Raw genomic sequence first — 22,770 nt, forward strand, 5'->3', positions numbered from 1 at the left:
ATGGATGATCGGGTAGCGGGTGCCCTGTCACTCCCGGACGACTGGCCCGCCCACCCGGACCTCAGCCTCGCCCTGAACCGTATGGGCAGCTTCGACTGGGATCTGGACACCGGCCTCATGCACATGGACCAGGCCGCCCTCGACGTGTTCGACCTGGCCGCCGAGGAGTACGACGACCGGCCGGCCTCCCTCGCACAGCGCGTACCGACCGATGAGGCCGTACGCCTGGACGGGTTGGTCTCGCAGGCGCTCAAGAGCGGGCTGACCAACTACGGCGCCTACTTCCGGATCCAGCGCCGCGACGGCACCCTGCGCTGGACCCACACCCAGGGGTTCGTCCGCCGGGACGGGACCGGCCGGCCCCGCCGCATCATCGGGATCGTCCGCGACGCCACCCAGGAGCTGGCGGACTCCTCCGCCCGGCAGGAGCTGGACCTGGAGCGGCGCCAGCGCACGAGCCTGGTGGAGGGCACCACGGCGGCCCTGGCCCACGCCCGTACGGTCAAGGACGTCATCGCCGTCCTCAAGAACTCCCAGGGCCTCGCCCACCTGGGCGCCACCAGCCTCGTCATGGGCCTGCTGGAGTCCGGCCGCATCCACCTCGTGGCCGACGGGCCCGAAGGCGCCTACGTCCCCGGCACCCGGTTCACCCGGGTGGACGAGCAGTACCCGATGAGTGAGGTCGTCCGCACCCTCACCCCGCGCTTCATCGAGTCTGCCGAGGACTTCGCCACCTCCTACCCGATCCTCTGGCCCAACATCAGCCACCTGGGGATCACCTCGGCCGCCTACATGCCGCTGATCGCGCAGGCCCGCCCGATCGGCGCACTCGGCCTGCTCTACCGCGACAAGGCGGGCTTCACCCCCGACGAGCGCAACCTCCTCATGGCGCTCGGCACCTCGATCGCCCAGAGCCTCCAGCGGGCCATGCTCTACGAGCAGGAGCACGACCTCGCCGAAGGGCTCCAGCAGGCGATGCTGCCGCGCCGGATCCCCGCCGTGCCGGGGGCGCAGGTCGCCGTCCGCTACCGCTCGGCCCGGCTCGGCCGGGACATCGGCGGCGACTGGTACGACCTGATCCCGCTGCCCGGCGGCCGGGTCGGCGCCGTCATCGGCGACGTCCAGGGGCACGACACCCACGCCGCCGCCGTCATGGGGCAGCTGCGGATCGTGCTGCGGGCGTACGCCGCCGAGGGGCACAGCCCCGCCACCGTCATGGCGCGCGCCTCCGTCTTCCTCCACGAGCTGGACACCGACCGCTTCGCCACCTGCACCTACGCCGAGGTCGACCTCACCACCGGGGTCGTCCAGGCGGTCCGGGCCGGCCATGTCGACCCGCTGGTACGCGACGTGGACGGCAGCTGCCGCCGCATGCCGGCCGAGGGCGGACTGCCGCTGGGGCTCTCCGCGGAGTTCGGGCGGCTGGAGTACCCGGTCTCCACGGCGGAGCTGGACCCGGGCCAGACGATGATCCTGTTCACCGACGGACTGGTGGAGATGCCGGGCTCCGACCTCGACGAGGGCATGCAGCTGCTGACCACGCTGGTCTCCAACGGCCCCCAGAACCTCCAGAAGCTGGCCGACGAACTCTGCGACGCCGTCGACGTGCGCGGCGGCCAGGACGACGTGGCGCTCCTGCTGCTCCGCCGCCGCGCCGCCCAGGCGCCCCAGCCCGGCGGCAGGCTCCGCCAGCATGTCGCCCAGAACGACCCCGAGGCGCTCAGCTCGGCCCGGCACATGATCCGGGCGGCGGTACGCGCCTGGGGGGCGAAGGAGCGGGCCGACGAGATCGAACTGGCCGCCGACGAGCTGACCACCAACGCCCTGATGCACACCGACGGCGGGGCCGTGGTGACGATCCGGGTGATGGCCGGCTCCGAGCGGCGGCTCCGCGTCGACGTGGAGGACCGCTCCAGCGCCCTGCCCCGCCGACGGGACGCGGGGGAGGACGGGGTCTCCGGGCGCGGGCTGATGCTCGTCGACCGGCTGGCCGACGTCTGGGGTGTGGAGTCCCGGGGCAGCGGCAAGTGCGTGTGGTGCGAGTTCCTGATCCCCGAACGGTCGTGATGAGCGGAAGCCGTGTGCTGTAACAGTACGTAACATGTCCGTGCTTGACCGTAACCGACCGCAAACGATTGACTGCGGGGGTAACGGCCGTTCCGCCCCCCCCAAGACATGAGGCCCCTGTTGGGTACCGAACTCCTGGCCCCTCTCGATCTGGCCTTCTGGCACCTCGAATCCGACGCCCACCCCATGCACCTGGGCGCGCTCGCCGTCTTCGCCCCGGCGCCCGGCGTCACCCCGCCGCACATCCTGGACCTCCTCCGCACCCGGGCCGCCGCGATCCCCCGGCTGCGGATGTGCGTACGGGACGTCCTGCTGCCCGTCGGCGGCGCGGCCTGGACCGTCGACAAGGACTTCGACGTGCACCGCCATGTCCGCCGCGTCGCCGTGGAGGACGGGGACTTCATGGCGGAGGCCACCCGGCTGGCCGGGGAGCTGATGGAGCAGCCGCTGGGGCGCGGGCTGCCGCCCTGGCAGATGTACCTGATCGGCGGCGCCGACGACGGGCCCTTCGCCGTCCTGGTCAAGCTCCACCACGCCCTGGCCGACGGGATGCGGGCGGTCGCCATCGGGGCCGGGATCTTCGACGAGATCGCCGCCGCCGCGGCCCGGCCCACCCCACGCGGCCGCTCCGCCGTGCCGCCCCGCTCCTGGCTCCCCGACCCCCGCGAGATGGCGGGGATGGCGCTCGGCCGGATCGGCGAGGTCGGCCGGGCCCTGGGCGTCGGCGCCTCCGTCGTCCGCGCGGGCCGCCTCGACCTGCGCTCCACCGCCTTCACCGCGCCCTCCAGCGGCACCCGGCGCCTGGCCACCGCCGACCTGGACGCCACGGCCCTCCAGCGCATCCGCCGCGCCGAGGGCGGCACCGCCAACGACATCCTGCTCGCCGTGGTCGCCGGGGCCCTGCGCCGCTGGATGGCCGGGCGCGGCGAGGTGCCCGCCGCCACCGACCCGCGCGCCCTGGTCCCCGTCTCCCGGCGCAGGCCCGGCGGCGCGGTGAGCGGGAACCGGCTCTCCGCCTACCTCCTCGACCTGCCCGTCGGCGCGGCCGACCCCCGGGAGCGGCTCAGGACGGTCCGGGCCGCGATGGACCGTAACAAGGCGGCCGGACCGCTCAAGGGCGCCGGAGCCGTCGCCGTACTCGCCGACCAACTCCACCCGCTGGCCCACCGGTTCGGCGCACCCCTCGCGGCCAACGCCGCCCGGATGCTCTTCGACCTCCTCGTCACCAGCGTCCCGCTGCCGCGCTCCGCGCTCTCGCTCGGCGGCTGCCCGCTGACCGCGCTGTACCCGATGGCACCCCTGGCCCGAGGACAGTCGCTGGCCGTCGCCCTGTCGACGTACGGCGGCCGGGTGCATGTGGGCCTGGTGGCGGACGGCAAGGCGCTGCCGGACCTGGACCGGCTGGCGGAGGCGGTGCAGGAGGAGTTCGAGGAGCTCCGCGAGCTGGTGGCCGGCGGCCGGGTGGCCACGCCGGAACCGGTCGCCTGACAGGCAGCCGTACGCGCCCTGCGGCAGGCTGGACCCATGCCCGAGCTGCCCGAAGTCGAAGCCCTGCGGGTCTTCCTCGACGACCACCTGGTCGGCAGGGAGATCGCCCGCGTCCTCCCGCTGGCGATCAGCGTCCTGAAGACGTACGACCCGCCGCTGGCCGCCCTCGACGGCACCACCGTCACCTCGGTGGCCCGCCACGGCAAGTTCCTCGACATCGAGGCGGGCGGGCTGCACCTCTGCACCCACCTGGCACGCGCGGGCTGGCTCCGCTGGAAGGACTCCTTCCCGGCCGCCCCGCCGCGCCCCGGCAAGGGCCCGCTCGCCCTGCGCCTGGTGACCGCCGACGGCGACGGCTTCGACCTCACCGAGATGGGCACCAAGAAGCGCCTCTCCGTCCACCTCGTCCGCGACCCCATGGACGTCCCGGGCATCGCCCGCCTCGGCCCCGACCCGCTCGCCGACACCTTCGACCGGGACGCGTTCGCCGCGATCGTCGCCGGGGCGCGCCGCCAGATCAAGGGCGCGCTGCGCGACCAGTCGCTCATCGCGGGCATCGGCAACGCCTACAGCGACGAGATCCTGCACGTGGCGAAGATGTCCCCGTTCAAACGGACCGCAGACCTCGACGAGGACGACATCACCCGCCTGTACACGGCGCTGCGCACCACCCTCAAGGACGCGGTGGCTCGCTCCAGCGGGGTGGAGGCCGGAAAGCTCAAGTCCGAGAAGAAGAGCGGGATGCGGGTCCACGGCCGCACCGGCGAGGCCTGCCCGGTCTGCGGTGACACCATCCTGGAGGTCTCCTTCAGCGACTCCTCGCTCCAGTACTGCCCGACCTGCCAGACGGGCGGCAAACCGCTGGCCGACCGGCGGCTGTCGAAGTTCCTGAAGTGACCCCCGGGCGTTCCTGACGTGAAACCCGGGCGCTCACCGCTCCACCGTCACCAGCCGCCGCCCGTCCGCCGTCCGCACCTCGAAGTGGTCGATGCCCTCCGGCCGCAGCGCCGCCCCGCCGGACACCTCCACCAGGCCGTCCCCCGCACCCCCGGCCGACCAGCTGCTCACCGTCTCCTCGCTGCCGTCCCGGCCCACCGCGATCAGCGCGCACACCCCGACCGCCGGCACCCGGACGGCCTCCAGCGCCACCGACGTACCCCACTCATGGCCCGCCGCCGTCACCACCGCGGCCGCCCCCGACGCCTGGTCCGCCCCCACCCACCGCTGCACCCCCACCACGCGCCCCGGACCCTCCGGCGCCCCGGCCACCGCCAACGGCCCGCCCACCGCCAGCACCACCGCGGCCGCCACCAGCGCGAGCCGCCGCCTGCCCGCCCTGCGCCGCCCGGCCGCCACCGCCTCCATGAGCCGGTCCGCGAGCCCGGGGGAGGGCCGCACCACCGGCCTGGCCACCGCGAGTCGGGCCGCCACCGGGGCCAGCTCCCGGGCCCGGACACGGCACTGCGGACACTCCTCCAGATGCTCCTCGAACCGGAAGGCGTCGGCCCTCCCGAGGACGCCCAGGGCGTAGGCCCCCACCCGGATGTGGGGCTCGGTCGTCTGCATGTACTGCGGTACGGGAACAAGCCGGGATTCACTCAAGCCATGCGGCCTCGAAGCACCTAAACTCCGGGCTCATGCTGCGCGTACTCGCCGTCGACGACGAACCACCCGCCCTGGAGGAGCTCCTCTACCTCCTGCGCGCCGACCCCCGTATCCGCAGCGCCGAAGGAGCCACCGGGGCGACCGAGGCGCTGCGCCGCATCGGCAGCGCCGTGGACGCGGGCCCCGACGACCCGACCGCGATCGACGTCGTCTTCCTGGACATCCACATGGCGGGCCTCACCGGCCTCGACGTCGCCCAGCTGCTCGCCGGGTTCGCCTCGCCCCCGCTCATCGTCTTCGTCACCGCGCACGAGGGCTTCGCCGTGCACGCCTTCGACCTCAAGGCCGTCGACTACGTCCTCAAACCGGTCCGCCGCGAACGCCTCGCCGAGGCCGTACGCCGCGTCGCCGAACAGGTGGGGGAGCGGGCCGCCCCGGTCAACGACACCGCCACCGACCAGATCCCGGTGGAGCTCGGCGGCGTCATCCGCTTCATCCCGATCGACGAGATCGCGTACGCCGAGGCGCAGGGCGACTACGCCCGGCTGCACACCGCGTCCGGCAGCCACCTCGTCCGCATCCCGCTCACCACCCTGGAGGAGCGCTGGCGCTCGCGCGGCTTCGTCCGGATCCACCGCCGCCACCTCGTGGCGCTGGGCCGGATCGACGAGCTGCGGCTGGACGCGGGGAGCATGAGCGTACGGATCGGGGAGGCGGAGCTGGCCGTCAGCCGCCGCCACACCCGGGCCCTGCGCGATCTGCTGATGCGCCAGGGCGGCCGCTGACCTGGGGCGACCTTCCCCGAAACCTTCCCAGCGCCACCCCCCGCCGCCTACACTCCGAGCCCATGTCACAGGAGACCGCACCCCGGCGCGAAGTCGTCACGGGAGAGCCCCGCCGGGTGCGTCCGCTGCCCCGCTACCGGACCCAGTCGGAGATCGAGGAGCAGACCGCCCTCGGCGGCGCCTACGTCCGCTCGCTGATGCGCAGCCAGCTCCGCGCCGGGCTCACCGTCTTCGCCGTGCTGGCCCTCGTCACGGGCACCCTGCCGCTCCTGTTCGCCGCTCTGAACAGCGCAGCCCTGGTCTGGGCGGTGCTCGGCTTCGCCACCTACCCGCCGCTCACCCTGGCCGCCTGGTGGTACGTGCGCAGGGCCGAGCGCAACGAACGCGACTTCGCCCGGCTGGTGGAGGGCCGCCCGACGCCGTGAGCACCCCCGACCACACGGCGTCCTGGGTGGCGGTCGCCCTCGTCGTCCTCGCCACCGTCCTCGTCGGCGGCTTCGGCCTGCGCATCTCCCGTACGACCTCCGACTTCTACGTCGCCTCGCGCACCGTGCGGCCCCGGCTCAACGCGGCCGCGATCAGCGGCGAATACCTCTCCGCCGCCTCCTTCCTCGGCGTCGCGGGCCTGGTCCTGCTGCACGGCCCGGACATGCTCTGGTACCCGGTCGGCTACACCGCCGGATATCTGGTGCTGCTGGTCTTCGTCGCGGCACCGCTGCGCCGCTCGGGGGCGTACACCCTGCCGGACTTCGCCGAGGGGCGGCTCGAATCGCTCCATGTCCGGCGCCTGGTCAGCATCCTCGTGGTCGGGGCGGGGTGGCTCTACCTGGTCCCGCAGCTCCAGGGCGCCGGGCTGACGCTGAAGATCCTCACCGGGGCGCCCGGGTGGCTCGGCGACGTGCTCGTCGCGACCGTGGTGATGGTGGCGGTGGCGGCGGGCGGGATGCGGTCCATCACCTTCGTCCAGGTCTTCCAATATTGGCTGAAGCTCACCGCGCTCCTGGTCCCCGCGCTCTTCCTGATCCTCGCCTGGCAGGGAGACGGCCGGCCCCGGGTCAGCTTCGACGACCAGTTCGCCGTCTTCCGCGCCGACCACCCGCTCTACGCCACGTACGGACTCATCGTGGCGACCTTCCTCGGCACGATGGGCCTGCCGCATGTCGTCGTCCGCTTCTACACCAGCCCCAACGGCCGCGACGCCCGCCGCACCACCGTCGCCGTCCTCGCCCTGGTCGGCCTCTTCTATCTGCTGCCGCCCATCTACGGAGCCCTCGGCCGGCTGTACGCCCCCGAGCTGCGGCACGGCGGCGACGCCGACGCGGCTGTTCTCCTGCTGCCCGCCCGGGTCATCGGCGGGCTCGGCGGCGATCTGCTGGGCGCGCTGATCGCGGGCGGGGCCTTCGCCGCGTTCCTCTCCACCGCGTCCGGGCTCACCATGGCGGTCGCCGGGGTCATCACCCAGGACGTGCTGCCCTCGCGCGGGGTGCGGTACTTCCGGCTCGCCACCGTCCTCGCCATCGCCGTGCCGCTCGCCGGTTCGCTGCTGGTCAGCCGGGTGCCGGTGGCCGACGCGGTGGGCATGGCGTTCGCCGTCTCCGCCTCCTCCTTCTGCCCGCTGCTGGTCCTCGGCATCTGGTGGCGCCGCCTCACCCCGCCGGGCGCGATAGCGGGGCTGCTGCTCGGCGGCGGGTCCGCGCTCCTCGCCGTCGCGATCACGGTGAGCGGTGCCGTACGCCCGCCCGGCTGGCCGCACGCGCTGCTCGCCTGGCCCGCCGTCTGGTCCGTCCCTGTGGGGTTCCTCGCGATGATCCTCGTCTCGCTCGCGACGCCGGGCCGGATACCGCCGGGCACCAACGCGGCCATGACCCGCTTCCACCTCCCCGAGGCGCTCACCTCGGCACGGGCCGCCGGGAGGGAGCGATGACCGGGGCCGGGATCGCCGTGCTCGTGGTCCTGGTGGCGCTGCTGTTCGGCATGGGGTTCCTCGTGGGGCGACGTACCGCCCGGCCGCTCCGGCCCAGCGATGTCGGCACCCCCGTCGAACACGCCACCTTCGAGACCCTGCACACCGCATCGCTCGCCGCGCCGCCGCTGCGCGCCGGGCTCACCGAGGAGAGCGCCCGGCGCTCGGCCCGCCGGCTGCGCTCCCTGCTCGGCACCGACGCCCTCTGCCTCACCGACCGGGAACGTGTCCTGGTCTGGGACGGCGCCGGACACCATCACGGCAAGGACGTGATGGGCCACATCCAGGAGCTGCTGGAGGGCGGGCGCGGCACCGCCTTCGACAGCGGCTGCGCCGACCTCGACTGCCCGCTGCGCTGGGCGGTCGCCGTCCCGCTCACCGTGGAGAACCGGGTCCTGGGCGCACTCGTCGCCTACGCCCCGCGCGAGTCGGCGGTGCTGGCCCGGGCGGCGGGCGAGGTGGCCCGCTGGGTCTGCGTACAGCTGGAGCTGGCCGAGCTGGACCGCTCCCGTACGCAGCTGATCGAGGCCGAGATCAAGGCGCTACGGGCCCAGATCTCCCCGCACTTCATCTTCAACTCCCTCGCCGCCATCGCCTCGTTCGTCCGCACCGACCCCGAGCAGGCGCGCGAACTGCTCCTGGAGTTCGCCGACTTCACCCGCTACTCGTTCCGGCGGCACGGCGAGTTCACCACCCTGGCCGACGAACTCCACTCCATCGACCAGTATCTGGCCCTGGTCCGCGCCCGCTTCGGCAAACGCCTCTCCGTCACCCTCCAGGTCGCCCCCGAGGTACTGCCGGTCGCCCTGCCCTTCCTCTGCCTCCAGCCGCTGGTGGAGAACGCCGTGAAGCACGGCCTGGAGGGAGCCGGCGCCCCGCCCGGAGAACGGGCGGCGGACACCCCCTTCCGGATCACCATCAGCGCGCTGGACGCCGGATCGGAGGCGGAGGTCGTGATCGAGGACAACGGCACCGGCATGGACCCCGAACGGCTGCGCCGCATCCTGCGCGGCGAGGCCACCACGCCTTCCACCGGCATCGGCCTGCTCAACGTGGACGAGAGGCTGCGCCAGGTGTACGGGGACGGGTACGGGCTCGTCATCGAGACCGGGCTCGGCGCGGGCATGAAGATCACGCTCCGGCTGCCCAAGTACCGCGCAGGCGTGCACGGTTCCTGAGCCACGCCCGGCGTCCCGACCGGATCAGCACAGATGCACGGCCAAGTGGCCCAGCGGCAGCCCCAGTTGCCACGCCGGAGTCCACACCTGGACCTCCCCCTCGCCCTCGTGCGCGCCCCCGGCCACCGGCTCCCAGGGCGCCGGCACGATCGCGTCGAGGTCGGCGGCGAGCAGTTCGGTCTCCTCCAGCCACCGCCAGGCCGCCCGGGCCAGTGCCAGATCGGGGTCGCCGGGTCCGGCCCGCCGCTGCGACTCCACGAGCCGCTCGCAGACCCAGCTCCGCCAGGTCGCGCCGTACGCCGTGAGCAGCCGCAGCTCGTCGACCCGTGCCTCGGACAGCGCACCGGGGACCGGGGTCTCCCCGAGGAGGCCGGAGAGGAATATCGTGAGCGCGAGCGCGTCGCGCCCGGCCCGGAACTCCAGGGTCGTCGGCTCCATCAGATCGCCGGTGCGCAACAGCTCGTCCGCGATGTACTCCGTGTACAGCCAGGCCATCGGCACCGGCAGCCCGCCCCCACCGGTTCCATCCGTATCCTCGGGACGCATCCCGTCTCGCCTCTTCCCTTGCTCGGTACCGGGCTTCACGCAGCATTGAACCGGGGGCGGACGCCCCGCGTGGGCAGAAGCGGAGGATCGCCCAGGAGATGCGAGGCTGTGAATGAGTGCCGACCCCGGCGACGACCCGCATGTGCGCCTGCTGCTGGGCGCGTACGTCCTGGACGCGCTGGACGCGGAGGAGACCTGCCGGGTCGCGCGCCACCTCCAGCTCTGCGACGGCTGTGCCCGGGACTACGTGGAGGTGGCGGAGGCCTCGGCCCTGCTCGCGCTGTTGCGGGCGGAGGACCTCCGTGAGTAGCCGGGCAGATTGCGCGAGAGCAGCCGCAGGGCGTAGTACGAACGGGACTTGACGGTCCCGGCGGGGATGCCGAGCACCTCGGCGGTCTCGCCGACGCTCAGCCCGCGGAAGTAGATCTGCACCAGCACCGCGCGGTGTTCGGGGCTGAGCGTGCGCACCGCCTCGCGGACGTCCAGGGCGCGGACGGCCGAGTCCGCGGTGTCCTGGTCGGCCGGGGTGCTCTCCAGCACCAGATCGCTGACCTCGGCGGGGCGCGCCTGGCGGGAGCGCCGGGCGTCGATGGCGAGGCGGCGGCCGACGGTGAAGAGCCAGGGCCGCATCGAGTCGTACGGGGCGTCGAAGGCCTCGGGGTGCTGCCAGGCGCGTACCAGGGTCTCCTGCACCAGGTCCTCGGCCCGCTGCCGGTCCCCGAAGGTCAGGCCCAGCAGGAAGTGGAAGAGGGCGGGGCCGTGTTCCCGCTGCAACTCCGCGATGGCCCGCTCATCGGTCGTCGTCGTGGTCTTCATGAACGTCCTTTCCCGCGGGAGGCCCCCGACGGCCTCGCTGCCGCCTGGCGTATACGAACGCATTCGGCGGCGCAGGAACAGGCGGTGCACCGAGGCGTGCGACGAGCGGTCGCTCAGTGCGGCGAATGGTGCGGCGAACGGTCAAGGGGCCGTCGGGGTCGGACGGTACGACCAGTTCAGCTAGGTATGCGGCAATGCTCCTTGCCTCAGCGGTATGACGATATGTGTAGTCGGATGGTCGTAATCATCCGAACATGGAGTCGAGCAGATGACGCAGCGCATCCGACCGGGCACCGTGGCCGCCCTCGCCCTCCTGCTCGCTGCGGCCACCGGCTGTGCCGGGCAGCAGCCGCCCCAGGCGCCCACCCCGAGCGCTTCCCCCACCGCCTCCCCGAGTGCCGCCCGGGGTGCGGGTGCCCAGCACCCCGACGCACCGCGCCCCTTCACCCTCCTGGCCTCGGGCGACGTCCTGCCGCACTCCTCGGTCATCGACCGGGCGGCAGCCGACGCGGGCGGGCAGGGGTACGACTTCACCCCGATGCTCAAGGGCGCCGCCCCGCTCGTCTCCCGCGCCGACCTGGCCATCTGCCATATGGAGACGGTGTACGGGAAGGAGGGCGGCCCCTACACCGGCTACCCGAGCTTCAAGTCGCCGCCCGAGGTCGCCACCGCTCTCCGCGCCACCGGCTACGACTCCTGCTCCACCGCCTCCAACCACACCCTCGACGCCGGGGCCGCGGGTGTCGACCGCACCCTCGGCGCCCTGGACGCGGCAGGCATCCGCCACGCCGGATCCGCCCGTTCCGCCGCCGAGGCCGCCCGCCCCACGATCCTGCCGACCGGCCCGGGCAAGCGGGCGGCCAAGGTCGCCCACCTCGCGTACACCTACGGCACCAACAACATCCCGCTGCCCGCCGGGAAGCCGTGGACGGTCAACGTGATCGACGCGGGGAAGATCGTGGCGGAGGCGCGGAAGGCGCGGCGGGCGGGCGCCGACGTCGTTGTACTCTCCGTGCACTGGGGCACCGAATGGCAGGACGAACCGGACGCCCGGCAGCTGGATCTGGCCCGGCGGCTCACCGCCTCCCAGGACCGCGGCCGCCCCGACATCGACCTGATCATCGGCACCCACGCCCACGTCCCGCAGGCGTACGAGAAGGTCAACGGCACCTGGGTGATCTACGGCATGGGCGACCAGATCGCCGGCGCGATGATCAACTACCAGGGCGTCCAGGACCCGCGCGGCAACCAGAGTTCGATGGGCCGCTTCACCTTCGCGCCGCCCGCACGGGAGGGCGGGCGCTGGACGGTGCAGAAGGCCGAGTTCGTCCCGCAGTGGTACGACACCGGCACCGGGCGTGTCGTCGACCTCAACACCTCGATCAAGGCCGGTGCCGACCACCACCGCCAGGTCCGCGACCGGATCCGGAACGTGGTGCTGGGGCGGGGCGCGGCGGCCGACGGCCTGGTGATGGGGGAGTAGCCGGGAAGGGTTACGGCACCACGGTGACCGGCCAGCGGCCCGCCTTCACCAGCCGGACCGCCACCGAACCGATGAACCGGTGCCCCGCCGACTCCGACGCCCCCACCACCACGGCGTCGGCGGTGAGTTCGTCGGCCGCCGTCACCAGCCCGTTGTACGGGTCGCCGCGGAAGGTGTGGAACTCCCAGCGCACGTCCCAGGTGTCCTTCAGCCGCTCCGCCGACTCCCGGATCTCGTCGACCAGCTCCTGGGCGACCTCGCCCGTCGTGTCGCCGACGGGCACGCCCAGGGCGGCCCCCGAGGGGATCACGGGCTGGACGTAGACCAGGGCCAGCATGGCGTTCTGCCGCCGGGCGAGACCGGCGGCGTAGGCGGCCGCGCGCATGGACGAGTCGGAGCCGTCGACGCCCGCGACGATCACCTTGGGCCCGTCCGTACCGCGTTCGAACTGATGAGGCTGCTGCTCTGTCACGGCTCCGAGGCTATCGGCTCGCCCGGAGGGTGCGGAGGAGGGCCTGCGTCCCGGGCCGACCGCTGCGTCGAATGGGTACAAAACGGTCAGGCCTCGGTGTCGTCGGCCGACGGGAGGGCCCGGCCGTGCGAGCAGTTGGCCATGAGAAGTGATCACCTCCGGCCCGACCGCCGCACCCTGCTGAAGGTCGCCCTCGGCCTCGGGACCGCCACCGCCGTGCATCTGATCGCCGCCGATCCGGCGTCGACGCCCACCCGCCCCGCACGGGCCGCGGGCACCCCGCCCGCCGCGGCCGCCGGGCCGCCCGCCGGGCTACCGGGCAGGCCGCCCGCGTACCGCCTCCAGCCCATGACGGCGGGCTCCCCGCCCCGCTTCCGGCCGGCCAGACCCCCGGTGCGCACCCGCCCCTTCGAGGAGCTCCCCGACCTCGGCCACTCGATCGTCCTCAGCTTCGACGACGGCCCCGACGCCCGCTACACCCCGGACATCCTGGCCACCCTGCGCAAGCACCAGGTCCGCGCGATGTTCTTCGTCTGCGGCGAGATGGCCGACGCCCACCCCGACCTGCTGCGCGAGATGGCGGACGACGGCCATGTCGTGGGCAACCACTCCTGGTCGCACCCCCTGATCCCGGGCCTCTCCCGCGCCGGGATCCGCAGCGAACTCGGCCGCACCAGCGAGGTGGTCGAGACGGTGCTCGGCGCCGCGCCGCTCTGGTACCGGGCCCCGTACGGCGCATGGAACCGCAACTCCTTCGAGATCGGCGCCGACCTGGGCATGGAGCCGATGGCCTGGACCGTCGACACCCTCGACTGGACCACCCCGGGGACGGGGACCATCGTCCGCCGGGTGCTGGACGGGGCGGCGCCCGGTGTCGTCGTCCTCTCGCACGACGCGGGCGGCAACCGGTCCCAGAGCGTCGAGGCGCTGCGCCGCTATCTGCCCCGGCTGCTGGACGAGGGCTACCGCGTCACGGTGCCGCACCGCGTCTGAGGCGTACGACGGTGCCCCCGGCGTCCAACGGATGCCGGGGGCACGGACGTACGGACTCCGCCGAGGTCAGCGGGTCTCGACGAGCCGGGCGAAGACCACCACGTTCCCGTCGTAGCCGCCCGCCTTGGAGTAACCGCCGCCGCAGGTGATCACCCGCAGCTCCGCGTGGCCCGTGTCGCCGTAGACCCGGGAGCCGGGGAAGTCGTTCTTGGAGAAGACCTCGACCCCGTACACCTCGAAGACGCCGACCCGGCCGTCGTACCGCTCCACCTCGACGCGGTGGCCCTTCTGGAGCGAGCCGAGGCCGTAGAAGACCGCGGGCCCGGAGTTGTTGTCGACATGGCCGACGACCACGGAGGTGCCGCGCTGCCCGGGGGCGATGCCGTTCTGGTACCAGCCGGCGAGGTTGGGGTCCTCGGCCGGCGGGGCGTCGATCCAGCCGTCGGCGTCCAGGTTGACGTCGATGATCGGGGCGTCCACGTTGATGGTGGAGATCTTCACCCGGGAGGCGGGGGCGTACGGCAGCGGCTGCACCGGCTCGCCCTCCACCGGCGGCCCGGCGGTGTCGCTGCCCAGGTCCAGCGAGGCGGCGGCCGCAGGCTGCGGCGGGCCCTCGTCCCCGAACTCCGCCCCGTTGCGCAGCAGGGCGAGGCCCGTGAGCATGACCAGGGCGACGGCACCCCACGGCACGCGTCTGGTCCGCTCGGCGCCAGCGTAGTCCCGGCCCATGGTGCTCCCTTCGTCGCGACGCTTGGAACGTTAGGGGTGCCGCGGCCGGGCGGCGATCAGGGAGAGGCGAACGGGTGGCGGGCGGAACCCGGGCCTCCGGGCCGACCGCGCCGGGGCCTTGAGGCCGACCTCACCGGGGCTCCGGCGTGACTGCCCTTCGGAGTAATGAGCAGATAAAAATTCTGACGGCCTGTGACCTGCGGCTCCGTCGGACGCAGGGGTTTTCGTACGGCGTGTCGTGTCACCGGGGTGGAGCAGTGCCGAAGTGCGAGCCGTCGACCGGCTGGTGAGTGTTCGTCATGGGAGGCGTTCACGTCGATCCATTCCCGGAGGACAGGACTCCGGGGCGTTTCCCGCTGGAGGTCCACACGATGCGTGCTTCACGCGCTCTCGCGGTCACCGTGACCGCTTTCGCAGCTGTCGGGCTCGCCGCCCCCATGGCCGCGGCCACCAACGGTCCGGTCAACGTCGCCGTCAACCCGCAGTCGGTCCACCAGGGCGGCACGCTGAAGATCACGGCTCGCGGCTGCGGTCACGGCGGCACGGTCTGGTCGAACGCGTTCCCGACGACCAGCCTCTCGGCGGGTGACGGCACCAACTACGCCCACGCCCGCGTCCGCGACAACACCACGCCGGGTCACTACCACCTCTCCGTGAAGTGCAGCGACAACGACCGGATCGCGACGCACAAGTTCACCGTGCTCGCCGGCAACGGCGCGCAGGGCGGGCTCGGCGGCTCCATGGGCCCGAACTCCACCGAGATGCAGGTCGGCGGCGGACTGGTGGCCGCGGCGGCCGTCGGTGGCGCGGTCTTCCTCGTCCGGCGCCGGCGGACGAGCCATGCGGCCTTCTAGGACGTCGGACCTCCCGCCTGGCCCGATACGCCCGTCGCCCCGAGTCCTGCGGTCAGGACCCGGGGCGACTGTCGTGCGTTCCACCTCGGACCTCGCGCCTTCAGTGCCGGCGGCCGGCGCCGCGGCGCCGTACGAAGTAGAGGGTGCCGGTGGCGGCCGCGAGCACGAGGGCCGCGCCCGCCGTGACCTCCGCCGTGTTCATGGCGCCGGAGCTGCCGCCGAGTCCGCCGCGTACCCCGCTCGGCGCGATGGCCGTGGAGCTGACGGTCGGGGCCGTGGTCGGAGCGGTCGTGGGCGTCGGCGTGCTGGTGGCGCCCCCGGTGATGGTCAGGTTGACGTTGCGGGTGGTGCCGGTGGAGCCGCAGGCGAACGTCACCGCGTAGACCGCGCCCCGCCGGGCGTCCGTGTCGACGGTGGCGGTGGCCGTGGTGCTGCCGCTCGGGATGACGGTCGTGTCGAAGATGCCCGAGGTGACGGTCGTCTCGCCGGTGCACCCGCCGCCGCCGAGGGTCACCCGGCCGCCCGGAGCGATCACCGAGGGGGAGATCGTCGGGTTGAACGTGTTGATGGCCCCGTCCGGCGCGGCGTGGGCGGCGGACGGAGCCAGCAGGGTGAGGGCGGTGGCGCCCAGGAGTGCGAGGGGTGCGACACGTATCGCGCGCATGGTGGATCCTCCGGGTTCCCCGAGGGGCAGCTGCGGAATGAATTTCCACATAGCAGGAAAAATGCACCTCGATGCGCGACACGCTAGGAGGGGTGCGGACCCACCGCTATCGGGGTCCGGCGAACGGGTCATTCCGTCCCCCGGCCGGCGCACTCGGCGGTCCGCCGGCCGGGGAGAGCGGGTATCAGCGGGCGGCCTGCGGGAACAGGTCGAGGAACGGTTCCGCGGTGGCCGAGATGCCCCGGCCGAAGGGCGCGTCGAAGTCCCAGATCAGGAAGAGCAGGAACGCGATCAGCACGCTGAAGAGCCCCGCCAGCAGCAGCTCCCGGAACGTTCTGCGGATCTGCAGGGTGAAGATCAGCCCGACCGTCACCAGCGCCCCGATGATCAGGCCGAACCACACCACCCCGGGCATCGTCGCCCCCGCGTTCTGCCCCCGCGAGCTGCGGGCGTCGTCCGCCGCCGCCACCTGGTCCACCAGCGGCTGGTAGGCCTGTCCCTCCAGTTCCGTCTGCGGTTCGAACTCGGTGACGTCCGCCCGCACCCGGGCCAGCAGCTCCGTGCCGCGTTCGGTGAGGGTGCCCTTCTCCGACATCACCTTCCACTCGGCGTCGAGGACATGGGCGACGTACGCGTCCACGTCCGCGCGGATGCGGTCGCGGACCTCGGCCGGGTAGACCGAGGACCGGGCCTGCACCTCGTGCAGCGCCTGCGCCTCCAGCCGTACGGACTCCTGGGCGGCGCTGCGGCCCTCCCAGACCCCGGCGATGGCCAGACCCAGCACGATCGCGTAGACCACGCCGATCATCATCGTCATGTACTCGATGACGTCGGGCGTCTCGGAGGGATCGTCGTCATCGGCGATCCGGCGGTTGTTGAGGATCGCGATGGTGAGCACGACCGCACAGGCCGACGCCATGGCAATGCTCAGGACGAGCCATTCGGACATGGGTAACTCCTCGTCAGCGGGACGATCGGGGCCGCAGCACGGCGACGGCGAACACCGCCGGGGCGGTGATCAGCAGGGTCGTGGACACCAGCGAGGGTCCGCTCCGCGGCTCCTTGCGGGTCGCTTTGCGGTACGTCGGAAGCGCCACGGGCCGCGCCTCCGGCGGCTTCGGCCGCACCGAGGGGGTCGGTGACGGCTTCGGCGCCGGCCTGGGTGCGGGCGCGGCCTTCCGCACGGGCGCGGCCTTAGGCACGGGTGGTGGTGGCGGCTCCGCTGGAGGTGGTGGCGGAGGAGGCGGCGGGGGCGGTGGTTCCGGCGCCGGGGGCGGTGGGGGAGGCGGAGGTGGGGGCGGTGGCTCCGGTGGCGGTGGCGGAGGAGGCGGTGGTGGCGGGGGAGGGGGCGGTGGTGGCTTCGGGGGCGGCGGGGGTGGTGGGGGCTCCGGAGGGGTGACCACCACGCACTTTCCGCTGCCCGCCACGGCGACCGCCGTGCTGCCGTCGTCCTGCCCGATGGTGGCCACCGCGCAGGCGTCGGCGGTCGCGGGCTGCGGTACGGCTATCAGCCAGACGAGTGCGGCGGCTGTCGAGAGCCGCCCGATGCGGGATCCGTACACGAGCGGGAGCATGATCCAGGTCGTCCGGCGACACGCGCGACTCCGCGGGGATTCGCCTGATGGTGGGACAATGAGCCGTTCATGTTTGCGCACGGTTGACGCTTCCGCAGCTGTCCGGCCCCCTGGCCCGATGCGTGCTCCGCCGAATTCTTCTCGGCCCGCTTTGAACGCCACCCCCGTGACGCCGCGTACCTAGGGCCATGAACGGCGCGGACTCGCGCCGCCATCGGAGCGATACGACGACGTACTACGGGAGTCGACATGAATACCTGGCGCAACGCCTCGCTCGCGGTCACCGCCGCGGCCCTTTTGACGCTGACGACGGCGTGCGGTCAGGAGCAGGGCACGGCATCGCCCAACGGCCAGGCGGTCGGCAACGCGGCCCCGGCGCAGCAGCCGGCGGAGAGCGGCTACGGCTCGGAGAGCGGCGGTTACGGCTCCGGCGCGGATGCGGCGGCCCCCAAGGCGGCGGGTCGACTCGCCGTGCAGAACAGCAAGAAGCTCGGGAAGGTGCTCACCGACAGCGAGGGGTTCACCCTCTACCGCTTCGACAAGGACACGGCCAAGCCGCCGAAGTCGAACTGCGACGGCGACTGCGAGAAGGCGTGGCCCGTGGTGCCCGCGGACGATGCCACCGCCGCCGCCGGGACCGATGCCTCGCTGCTCGGCGAGGTCGTGCGGACCGACGGCTCCAAGCAGCTGACCGTCGGCGGCTGGCCGATGTACCGGTTCGCGAAGGACACCGCGCCGGGGCAGACCAACGGCCAGGGCGTCGGGGGCACCTGGTTCGCCTCCGCCCCCGACGGGAAGAAGGCGGCCGCCAACGCCGACAGCACGGACGGCGCCGAACCGGCCGACGCGGCGGGGCTTTCGGTCCGCAAGGACCCGGAACTCGGCGACATCGTGGTGGACAAGCGCGGTATGACGGTTTACCGGTTCACCAAGGACTCCGCATGGCCGATGAAGACGGCCTGCACCGGTGAGTGCCTCAAGAAGTGGCCGGTAGTCGCCCCCGTGTCCAAAAACTCGGTGGAAGGCGTGACGAAGAAGGGATTTGTCACTTTCGACCGGCCCGACGGGATCAAGCAGCAGACCATCGACTGCTGGCCGATCTATACGTTCGCCGGGGACGAGAAGCCGGGTGACGTGAACGGCCAGGGAGTCGGCGGCACATGGTTCGCGGTCTCGCCCGACTCCAAGCTCGTCGGTGCCGAGAAGTAACCGTCCAGTAGCTCTCAAGTAGCCCCGAACCACCGGGAATCGGCGGGTGAAGCTCCGGTCCGTCGCCGCATGTGTACGCGCAGCGACGGACCGGCCGTTGTTGCCACCGGAGTGTGACCAATAACGGATCGCTAATTTCCGTTTCCACTCGCTCTCTTGGCGGTCGATCAGTAGCCTCTGGTCAACACTGACCATGAACATGGCCGGATCGCCGTGGCGAACTTGTTGGAGACATCGATGGAGCGTCCCGCCTGGGCACCGCAAGGCATAGATATCTCGGTGCCGAGCGTGTCCCGCATGTACGACTTCTATCTGGGCGGATCGCACAATTTCGAGGTCGACCGGGAAGCCGCGCGGAAGGCCATGGAGTTCCTGCCGGGCCTTCCCAAGATCATGCAGGCCAATCGGGCCTTTATGCGCCGGACCGTGCGGTACGCCGTCGACGCGGGGATCGACCAGTTCCTGGACATCGGCTCCGGCATCCCGACCTTCGGCAACGTCCACGAGGTCGCCCAGGCCGCCGACCCGCAGGCCAAGGTGGCCTACGTCGACCACGACCCGGTCGCCGTCGCGCACAGCCAGGCGGTGCTGGAGGGCAACGACCGCGCCGTCATCGCCGCCGCCGATCTGCGCCGCCCCCAGGAGATCCTGGAGAACCCGGCGGTCACCGGACTCCTCGACCTGGACCGCCCGGTGGCCCTGCTGCTCGTCGCGGTGCTCCACTTCATCGAGGACGCCGACGACCCGCGCGGCGCGGTCGCCGAACTGCGCGAGGCACTGGCCCCCGGCAGCCTCCTCATCCTGACCCACGCCTCGTACGAGGGCATCCCGCTCTCCAAGGAGGAGGCGGACGGCACGGTCGGCGTCTACCGGAACATCCGCAACCCGCTCATCATGCGGACGCACGAGGAGATCGGCGCGTTCTTCGACGGGTACGAGATGGTGGAGCCCGGCCTCGTGTCGATGCCCGAGTGGCGGCCGGACACCCCGCAGTCCCCGGAGCAGGAAGACCCGTACGCCTTCTCGGGCTTCGGCGGGGTTGGGCGTAAGGCGTGAGCATTCCCGCCCAGGCCTCCGGTGAGCAGGACGCGGAACCGGACGGACCCGAAGGCCGGCTCCGGAGATTCGCCACGATCTGGAGCCGGGCCATCTTCCCCCTGACGGCCACCTCCCTGACCCGGCCCGAGTTCGAACAGCACCTGCTGCCGCTGGCCCGCGAGCTCAGCCTCACCCTGCACGCCCACCCGTTCGACGCCTCGCCCGCCGCCCGGATCGGCGCGGCACTGGTCGACGCGCACTGCACCGACCCGGACGCCCTCAGCTCCACCCTCGGCGTCGTCGACTCCTACCTCGTGCTGTACTGCGGCGGCAACGGCCCCGGCGAACTCTCCACCGAGGACGCCCGCGCCCGGTGCGCCCGCATCCAGCACACCCTCGCCTCCGGCTTCTCCCAGGCCCTGCGCGAGCGGACCCTCGCCGAGCAGGAGGCCATCGCCCGCTCGGCGCTCACCGCCCGCTCGAACGCCGAACAGGCCCTCCACGCCACCGAGGCCCGCTTCCGCGCGGTCTTCAAGGACGCCGCCGTCGGCATCGGCATCGCCGACCTCGACGGCAACATCCTGGAGATCAACGACACCCTCACCCGGATGTTCGGCGGACTGGAGCACCACGTCCGCAGCCACAAGGTGAACGAGTGGGTCCACCCCGAGGACTCGCCGCAGGTGTGGAAGTTCTACAACGAGCTGGTACGGGGGGAGCGCGACCACTACCGGGTCGAGAAGGCGTACTACCGCAACGACGGCACGGTCCTGTGGACCAACCTCACCGTCTCCCTGCTGCGCGACCCCGAAGGACGCCCGCAGTACCAGCTCGCGCTCATGGAGGACACCACCGAGCGCCGCCTGCTCAACCTGCGGCTGCGGTACGAGGCCACCCACGACGCGCTCACCGGACTGCCCAACCGGACCCTGTTCTTCGAGCGTCTGGAGAAGGTGCTCTCCGCCAAGGACGGCGCCCGCTTCGGCCTCTGCTACCTGGACCTCGACGGCTTCAAGGCCATCAACGACAGCCTCGGCCACGCGGCCGGCGACCGGCTCCTGGTCGAGGTCGCCGACCGGCTCCAGAGCTGCGCCACCGCGCCCGGTGAGATGGTCGCCCGGCTCGGCGGCGACGAGTTCGTGGCCCTGACCACCGGCCCCGGGACCGCCGACGCGGTGGACGAGCTGGCCGGCCGCATCCTCAACGTGCTCGCGACCCCGATCCGGCTGGACGGCCGCGAGCTGACCGTCCGCGGTTCGATCGGCGTCGTCGAGGGCCCGGCCGGGGAGCGCAGCGCCGCCGAGGTGCTGCGCAGCGCCGACATCACCATGTATCGGGCCAAGGCGGCGGGCGGCAACCGCTTCGAACTCGCCGACGCCGAGGCCGACGCCCGCGCCATCACCCGCCACGGGCTCACCACCGCACTGCCCGCCGCCCTGGACCGGGGCGAGTTCTTCATCGAGTACCAGCCGCTCGTCCACCTGGGCGACGGCACGGTGCACGGCGCCGAGGCGCTCGTACGGTGGTGCCATCCGCAGCACGGGGTGCTCGGCCCCGACCGGTTCATCCCGCTCGCCGAGCACACCGGGCTGATCGTGCCGCTGGGGCGCTGGGTGCTGGAGGAGTCCGTCCGGCAGGCCAACTTCTGGCAGGAGCGGCACAGCGACGGAGGCCCGCTGCGGATCAACGTCAACCTCTCGCCGACCCAGCTGCACCACCCCCGGCTGGTCGCCGAGACCGTCGACGTACTGGAACGCTCGGGCCTCGAACCCGGTGCGCTCTGCCTGGAGGTGACGGAGTCCGCCCTGATCGGCGCCGACGACGATCTCCTCAAGCCGCTGCGGCAGCTCGCGGAGATGGGCGTCGACATCGCGCTGGACGACTTCGGCACCGGCTACTCGAACCTGGCCAACCTGCGGCGGCTGCCGGTGAGCGTCCTCAAGCTGGACCGTTCCTTCACCCGGGGCATGCAGCAGCACCCGGCGGACCCGGTCGACCTGAAGATCGTCGAGGGGATCGTCTCGCTGGCCCACAGCCTGGAGCTGGCCGTCACGGTGGAGGGCGTGGAGACGGGGGCGCAGGCCGAGCAGCTGCGTCGGCTGGGCTGCGACACCGCCCAGGGCTGGTACTACGCCCGCCCCGGCGCCCCGGACCGCATCCACTCGCTGCTGCTGGCCGACGCGGTCTGAGGCGTACGGGGACCGGGAGCGGGGGAGCCCCGCCCGGGCCTCCGGAGGGTTGGGGGGGGAGCCCTCCCCGGGGCCTCCGGCGGGTGCGGGGGAGTCAGCCGACCCCCGGCCCGTGCTCCAGCAGCATCCGCTGGAGCTCCCGGGCCGCCCGGGGCGGCGCCACGTCGCTGCGGTGCGCGAGAGCGATCGTGCGCCGCAGCCCCGGTCCGGCCAGCGGGGTCTTCCGCAGGTCAGGGCCCGCCCGGCCGGCGGCCATGCTCGGCACCACCGCGATCCCGAGCCCCGCCCGTACGAAACCGAGCACCGCGTCCATCTCGCCGCCCTCCACCGTGAACGAGGGCTCGAACCCTTCGGCCCGGCAGGCGGCGAGCGTCAGCTCCCGCAGGTTGTAGCCGTGCCGGAACATCACCAGCGGCGCCCCTTCGAGATCGGCGATCCGCACCCGGCCACCGCGCCCCGGCGCGCGTTCGGCGGCGGACGACACCACCACCAGGTCCTCCCGCAGCAGCTCCACCGTGGTCAGAGCAGGCGACGCGGCGGGCAGTGGCAGCACCACCAGGGCGAGGTCGAGGGCGCCGCGCGCCAGCTGCCGTACGAGATCGTGCGAACCGCCCTCCTCCAGCAGCAGCCGCACCCCCGGATGGCGGTCGTGGAAGGCGCGCAGCACATCGGGCAGCAGCCCCGTGCAGAGGCTCGGCGTCGCCCCCAGCCGCACCCGCCCGCTGCGCAACTGCACCAGCTCCTGCACCTCCTGGCGCGCGGTCTCCGCGTCCGCCAGGATCCGCCGGGCCAGCGGCAGCAACGCCTCACCCGCGTCGGTCAGTGCGATGTTGCCCCGCGCCCGGCTGAACAGCTCGGCGCCCAGCTCCGTCTCCAGGGCCCGGATCTGCTGGGAGAGCGAGGGCTGCGAGACATGCACGGCCTCGGCGGCCCGGGTGAAGTGCAGGGTCTCGGCGACGGCCACGAAATAGGTGAGCTGCTGGAAGTGCATGAACCGAGGCTACCGTCGTCCGATAGGCAGAGCCTATGAAGATCAGCCACTCCATGTCTTGGACTGATCAGCTTGCGGCCCCTACCGTCAGCTCCATGGCATTGGCAACGCGGACGGACCGACGGC

The 22,770-nt window shown here is 72.7% G+C and carries 24 protein-coding genes; 14 read left to right on the forward strand and 10 right to left on the reverse strand.

Going from position 1 to position 22,770, the window contains the following annotated elements; genetic code table 11:
* From GTY67_RS31920 to GTY67_RS31930, 3 genes are all read left to right on the forward strand, one after another.
* Positions 1–2,067: a SpoIIE family protein phosphatase gene (locus GTY67_RS31920; protein WP_093689552.1), complete on the forward strand. Its 2,067-nt coding sequence runs from the start codon at positions 1–3 to the stop codon at positions 2,065–2,067.
* Positions 2,068–2,187: 120 nt separating this feature from the next.
* Entirely contained in the window at positions 2,188–3,555 is a 1,368-nt protein-coding gene (locus tag GTY67_RS31925) for a wax ester/triacylglycerol synthase family O-acyltransferase (RefSeq protein WP_161281341.1), read from the forward strand.
* 36 nt (positions 3,556–3,591) lie between these two features.
* Complete coding sequence (locus GTY67_RS31930; protein WP_161281342.1) at positions 3,592–4,452, forward strand: Fpg/Nei family DNA glycosylase; 861 nt, start codon at positions 3,592–3,594, stop codon at positions 4,450–4,452.
* Positions 4,453–4,485: 33 nt separating this feature from the next.
* Here GTY67_RS31930 and GTY67_RS31935 read toward each other — a convergent pair whose 3' ends face one another.
* On the reverse strand, positions 4,486–5,121 hold the full coding sequence (locus GTY67_RS31935) for a zf-HC2 domain-containing protein (protein WP_161281343.1): 636 nt from the start codon (positions 5,119–5,121) through the stop codon (positions 4,486–4,488).
* A gap of 71 nt (positions 5,122–5,192) precedes the next feature.
* On the opposite strand from GTY67_RS31935, the gene GTY67_RS31940 reads away from it, so the two are divergent.
* From GTY67_RS31940 to GTY67_RS31955, 4 genes are all read left to right on the forward strand, one after another.
* Entirely contained in the window at positions 5,193–5,945 is a 753-nt protein-coding gene (locus GTY67_RS31940) for a LytTR family DNA-binding domain-containing protein (RefSeq protein ID WP_093689347.1), read from the forward strand.
* Positions 5,946–6,007: 62 nt separating this feature from the next.
* Positions 6,008–6,370 (forward strand): hypothetical protein, encoded by a 363-nt coding sequence (locus GTY67_RS31945; protein WP_093689349.1) that lies wholly within the window; start codon positions 6,008–6,010, stop codon positions 6,368–6,370.
* On the forward strand, positions 6,367–7,869 hold the full coding sequence (locus GTY67_RS31950) for a cation acetate symporter (RefSeq protein ID WP_161281344.1): 1,503 nt from the start codon (positions 6,367–6,369) through the stop codon (positions 7,867–7,869). The genes GTY67_RS31945 and GTY67_RS31950 overlap by 4 nt, the downstream gene beginning before the upstream one ends.
* Positions 7,866–9,086 carry a histidine kinase gene (locus GTY67_RS31955; protein ID WP_161281345.1) on the forward strand — a complete coding sequence of 407 codons (1,221 nt, stop codon included), beginning with the start codon at positions 7,866–7,868 and terminating at the stop codon, positions 9,084–9,086. The genes GTY67_RS31950 and GTY67_RS31955 overlap by 4 nt, the downstream gene beginning before the upstream one ends.
* Before the next feature lie 24 nt (positions 9,087–9,110).
* Here GTY67_RS31955 and GTY67_RS31960 read toward each other — a convergent pair whose 3' ends face one another.
* Positions 9,111–9,632 carry a hypothetical protein gene (locus tag GTY67_RS31960; protein ID WP_093689355.1) on the reverse strand — a complete coding sequence of 174 codons (522 nt, stop codon included), beginning with the start codon at positions 9,630–9,632 and terminating at the stop codon, positions 9,111–9,113.
* A gap of 112 nt (positions 9,633–9,744) precedes the next feature.
* Between GTY67_RS31960 and GTY67_RS31965 the strand changes: the two genes are divergently transcribed.
* Positions 9,745–9,942 carry a zf-HC2 domain-containing protein gene (locus tag GTY67_RS31965; protein WP_093689357.1) on the forward strand — a complete coding sequence of 66 codons (198 nt, stop codon included), beginning with the start codon at positions 9,745–9,747 and terminating at the stop codon, positions 9,940–9,942.
* Here the strand turns inward: GTY67_RS31965 and GTY67_RS31970 are convergent.
* Entirely contained in the window at positions 9,876–10,448 is a 573-nt protein-coding gene (locus GTY67_RS31970; RefSeq protein ID WP_093689359.1) for a sigma-70 family RNA polymerase sigma factor, read from the reverse strand. The genes GTY67_RS31965 and GTY67_RS31970 overlap by 67 nt on opposite strands.
* A gap of 268 nt (positions 10,449–10,716) precedes the next feature.
* Between GTY67_RS31970 and GTY67_RS31975 the strand changes: the two genes are divergently transcribed.
* Positions 10,717–11,931, forward strand: a complete 1,215-nt coding sequence (locus GTY67_RS31975) for a CapA family protein (RefSeq protein ID WP_161281346.1) — start codon at positions 10,717–10,719, stop codon at positions 11,929–11,931.
* A gap of 10 nt (positions 11,932–11,941) precedes the next feature.
* Here the strand turns inward: GTY67_RS31975 and GTY67_RS31980 are convergent, their stop codons facing one another.
* Positions 11,942–12,403, reverse strand: coding sequence for a universal stress protein (locus tag GTY67_RS31980; protein WP_093689363.1), 462 nt, complete (start codon positions 12,401–12,403; stop codon positions 11,942–11,944).
* 141 nt (positions 12,404–12,544) lie between these two features.
* Between GTY67_RS31980 and GTY67_RS31985 the strand changes: the two genes are divergently transcribed.
* On the forward strand, positions 12,545–13,396 hold the full coding sequence (locus GTY67_RS31985; protein ID WP_093689365.1) for a polysaccharide deacetylase family protein: 852 nt from the start codon (positions 12,545–12,547) through the stop codon (positions 13,394–13,396).
* Between the two features lie 66 nt (positions 13,397–13,462).
* Here GTY67_RS31985 and GTY67_RS31990 read toward each other — a convergent pair whose 3' ends face one another.
* A complete protein-coding gene (locus GTY67_RS31990; RefSeq protein ID WP_161281347.1) occupies positions 13,463–14,125 on the reverse strand; it encodes a class F sortase in 663 nt (220 codons plus the stop codon).
* 371 nt (positions 14,126–14,496) lie between these two features.
* Between GTY67_RS31990 and GTY67_RS31995 the strand changes: the two genes are divergently transcribed.
* A complete protein-coding gene (locus GTY67_RS31995) occupies positions 14,497–14,979 on the forward strand; it encodes a hypothetical protein (protein WP_093689369.1) in 483 nt (160 codons plus the stop codon).
* A gap of 100 nt (positions 14,980–15,079) precedes the next feature.
* On the opposite strand, the gene GTY67_RS32000 is transcribed toward GTY67_RS31995, so the two are convergent.
* The 4 genes from GTY67_RS32000 to GTY67_RS34725 all read right to left on the reverse strand — a co-directional run bounded on the left by GTY67_RS32000 (position 15,080) and on the right by GTY67_RS34725 (position 17,053).
* The gene (locus GTY67_RS32000) at positions 15,080–15,643 is read right to left on the reverse strand and encodes a hypothetical protein (RefSeq protein WP_161281348.1); all 564 of its coding nucleotides are present in this window, start codon (positions 15,641–15,643) and stop codon (positions 15,080–15,082) included.
* 184 nt (positions 15,644–15,827) lie between these two features.
* Positions 15,828–16,592, reverse strand: coding sequence for a DUF4239 domain-containing protein (locus GTY67_RS32005; RefSeq protein ID WP_093689373.1), 765 nt, complete (start codon positions 16,590–16,592; stop codon positions 15,828–15,830).
* 13 nt (positions 16,593–16,605) lie between these two features.
* Complete coding sequence (locus tag GTY67_RS35390) at positions 16,606–16,740, reverse strand: hypothetical protein (RefSeq protein ID WP_018487417.1); 135 nt, start codon at positions 16,738–16,740, stop codon at positions 16,606–16,608.
* Positions 16,741–16,837: 97 nt separating this feature from the next.
* Positions 16,838–17,053, reverse strand: coding sequence for a hypothetical protein (locus GTY67_RS34725; RefSeq protein ID WP_202462757.1), 216 nt, complete (start codon positions 17,051–17,053; stop codon positions 16,838–16,840).
* 413 nt (positions 17,054–17,466) lie between these two features.
* Here GTY67_RS34725 and GTY67_RS32010 point away from each other — a divergent pair, with 413 nt between their 5' ends.
* The 3 genes from GTY67_RS32010 to GTY67_RS32020 all read left to right on the forward strand — a co-directional run bounded on the left by GTY67_RS32010 (position 17,467) and on the right by GTY67_RS32020 (position 21,653).
* A complete protein-coding gene (locus GTY67_RS32010; protein ID WP_161281349.1) occupies positions 17,467–18,426 on the forward strand; it encodes an SCO0930 family lipoprotein in 960 nt (319 codons plus the stop codon).
* Positions 18,427–18,663: 237 nt separating this feature from the next.
* Positions 18,664–19,482, forward strand: coding sequence for an SAM-dependent methyltransferase (locus GTY67_RS32015; RefSeq protein WP_093689376.1), 819 nt, complete (start codon positions 18,664–18,666; stop codon positions 19,480–19,482).
* Positions 19,479–21,653: an EAL domain-containing protein gene (locus GTY67_RS32020; RefSeq protein WP_093689378.1), complete on the forward strand. Its 2,175-nt coding sequence runs from the start codon at positions 19,479–19,481 to the stop codon at positions 21,651–21,653. The genes GTY67_RS32015 and GTY67_RS32020 overlap by 4 nt, the downstream gene beginning before the upstream one ends.
* A gap of 94 nt (positions 21,654–21,747) precedes the next feature.
* Here GTY67_RS32020 and GTY67_RS32025 read toward each other — a convergent pair whose 3' ends face one another.
* Positions 21,748–22,644: a LysR substrate-binding domain-containing protein gene (locus GTY67_RS32025; RefSeq protein WP_161281350.1), complete on the reverse strand. Its 897-nt coding sequence runs from the start codon at positions 22,642–22,644 to the stop codon at positions 21,748–21,750.
* Between the last annotated feature and the right edge of the window lie 126 nt (positions 22,645–22,770).

This window comes from Streptomyces sp. SID8374 (assembly GCF_009865135.1).
Taxonomy (GTDB): Bacteria; Actinomycetota; Actinomycetes; order Streptomycetales; family Streptomycetaceae; genus Streptomyces.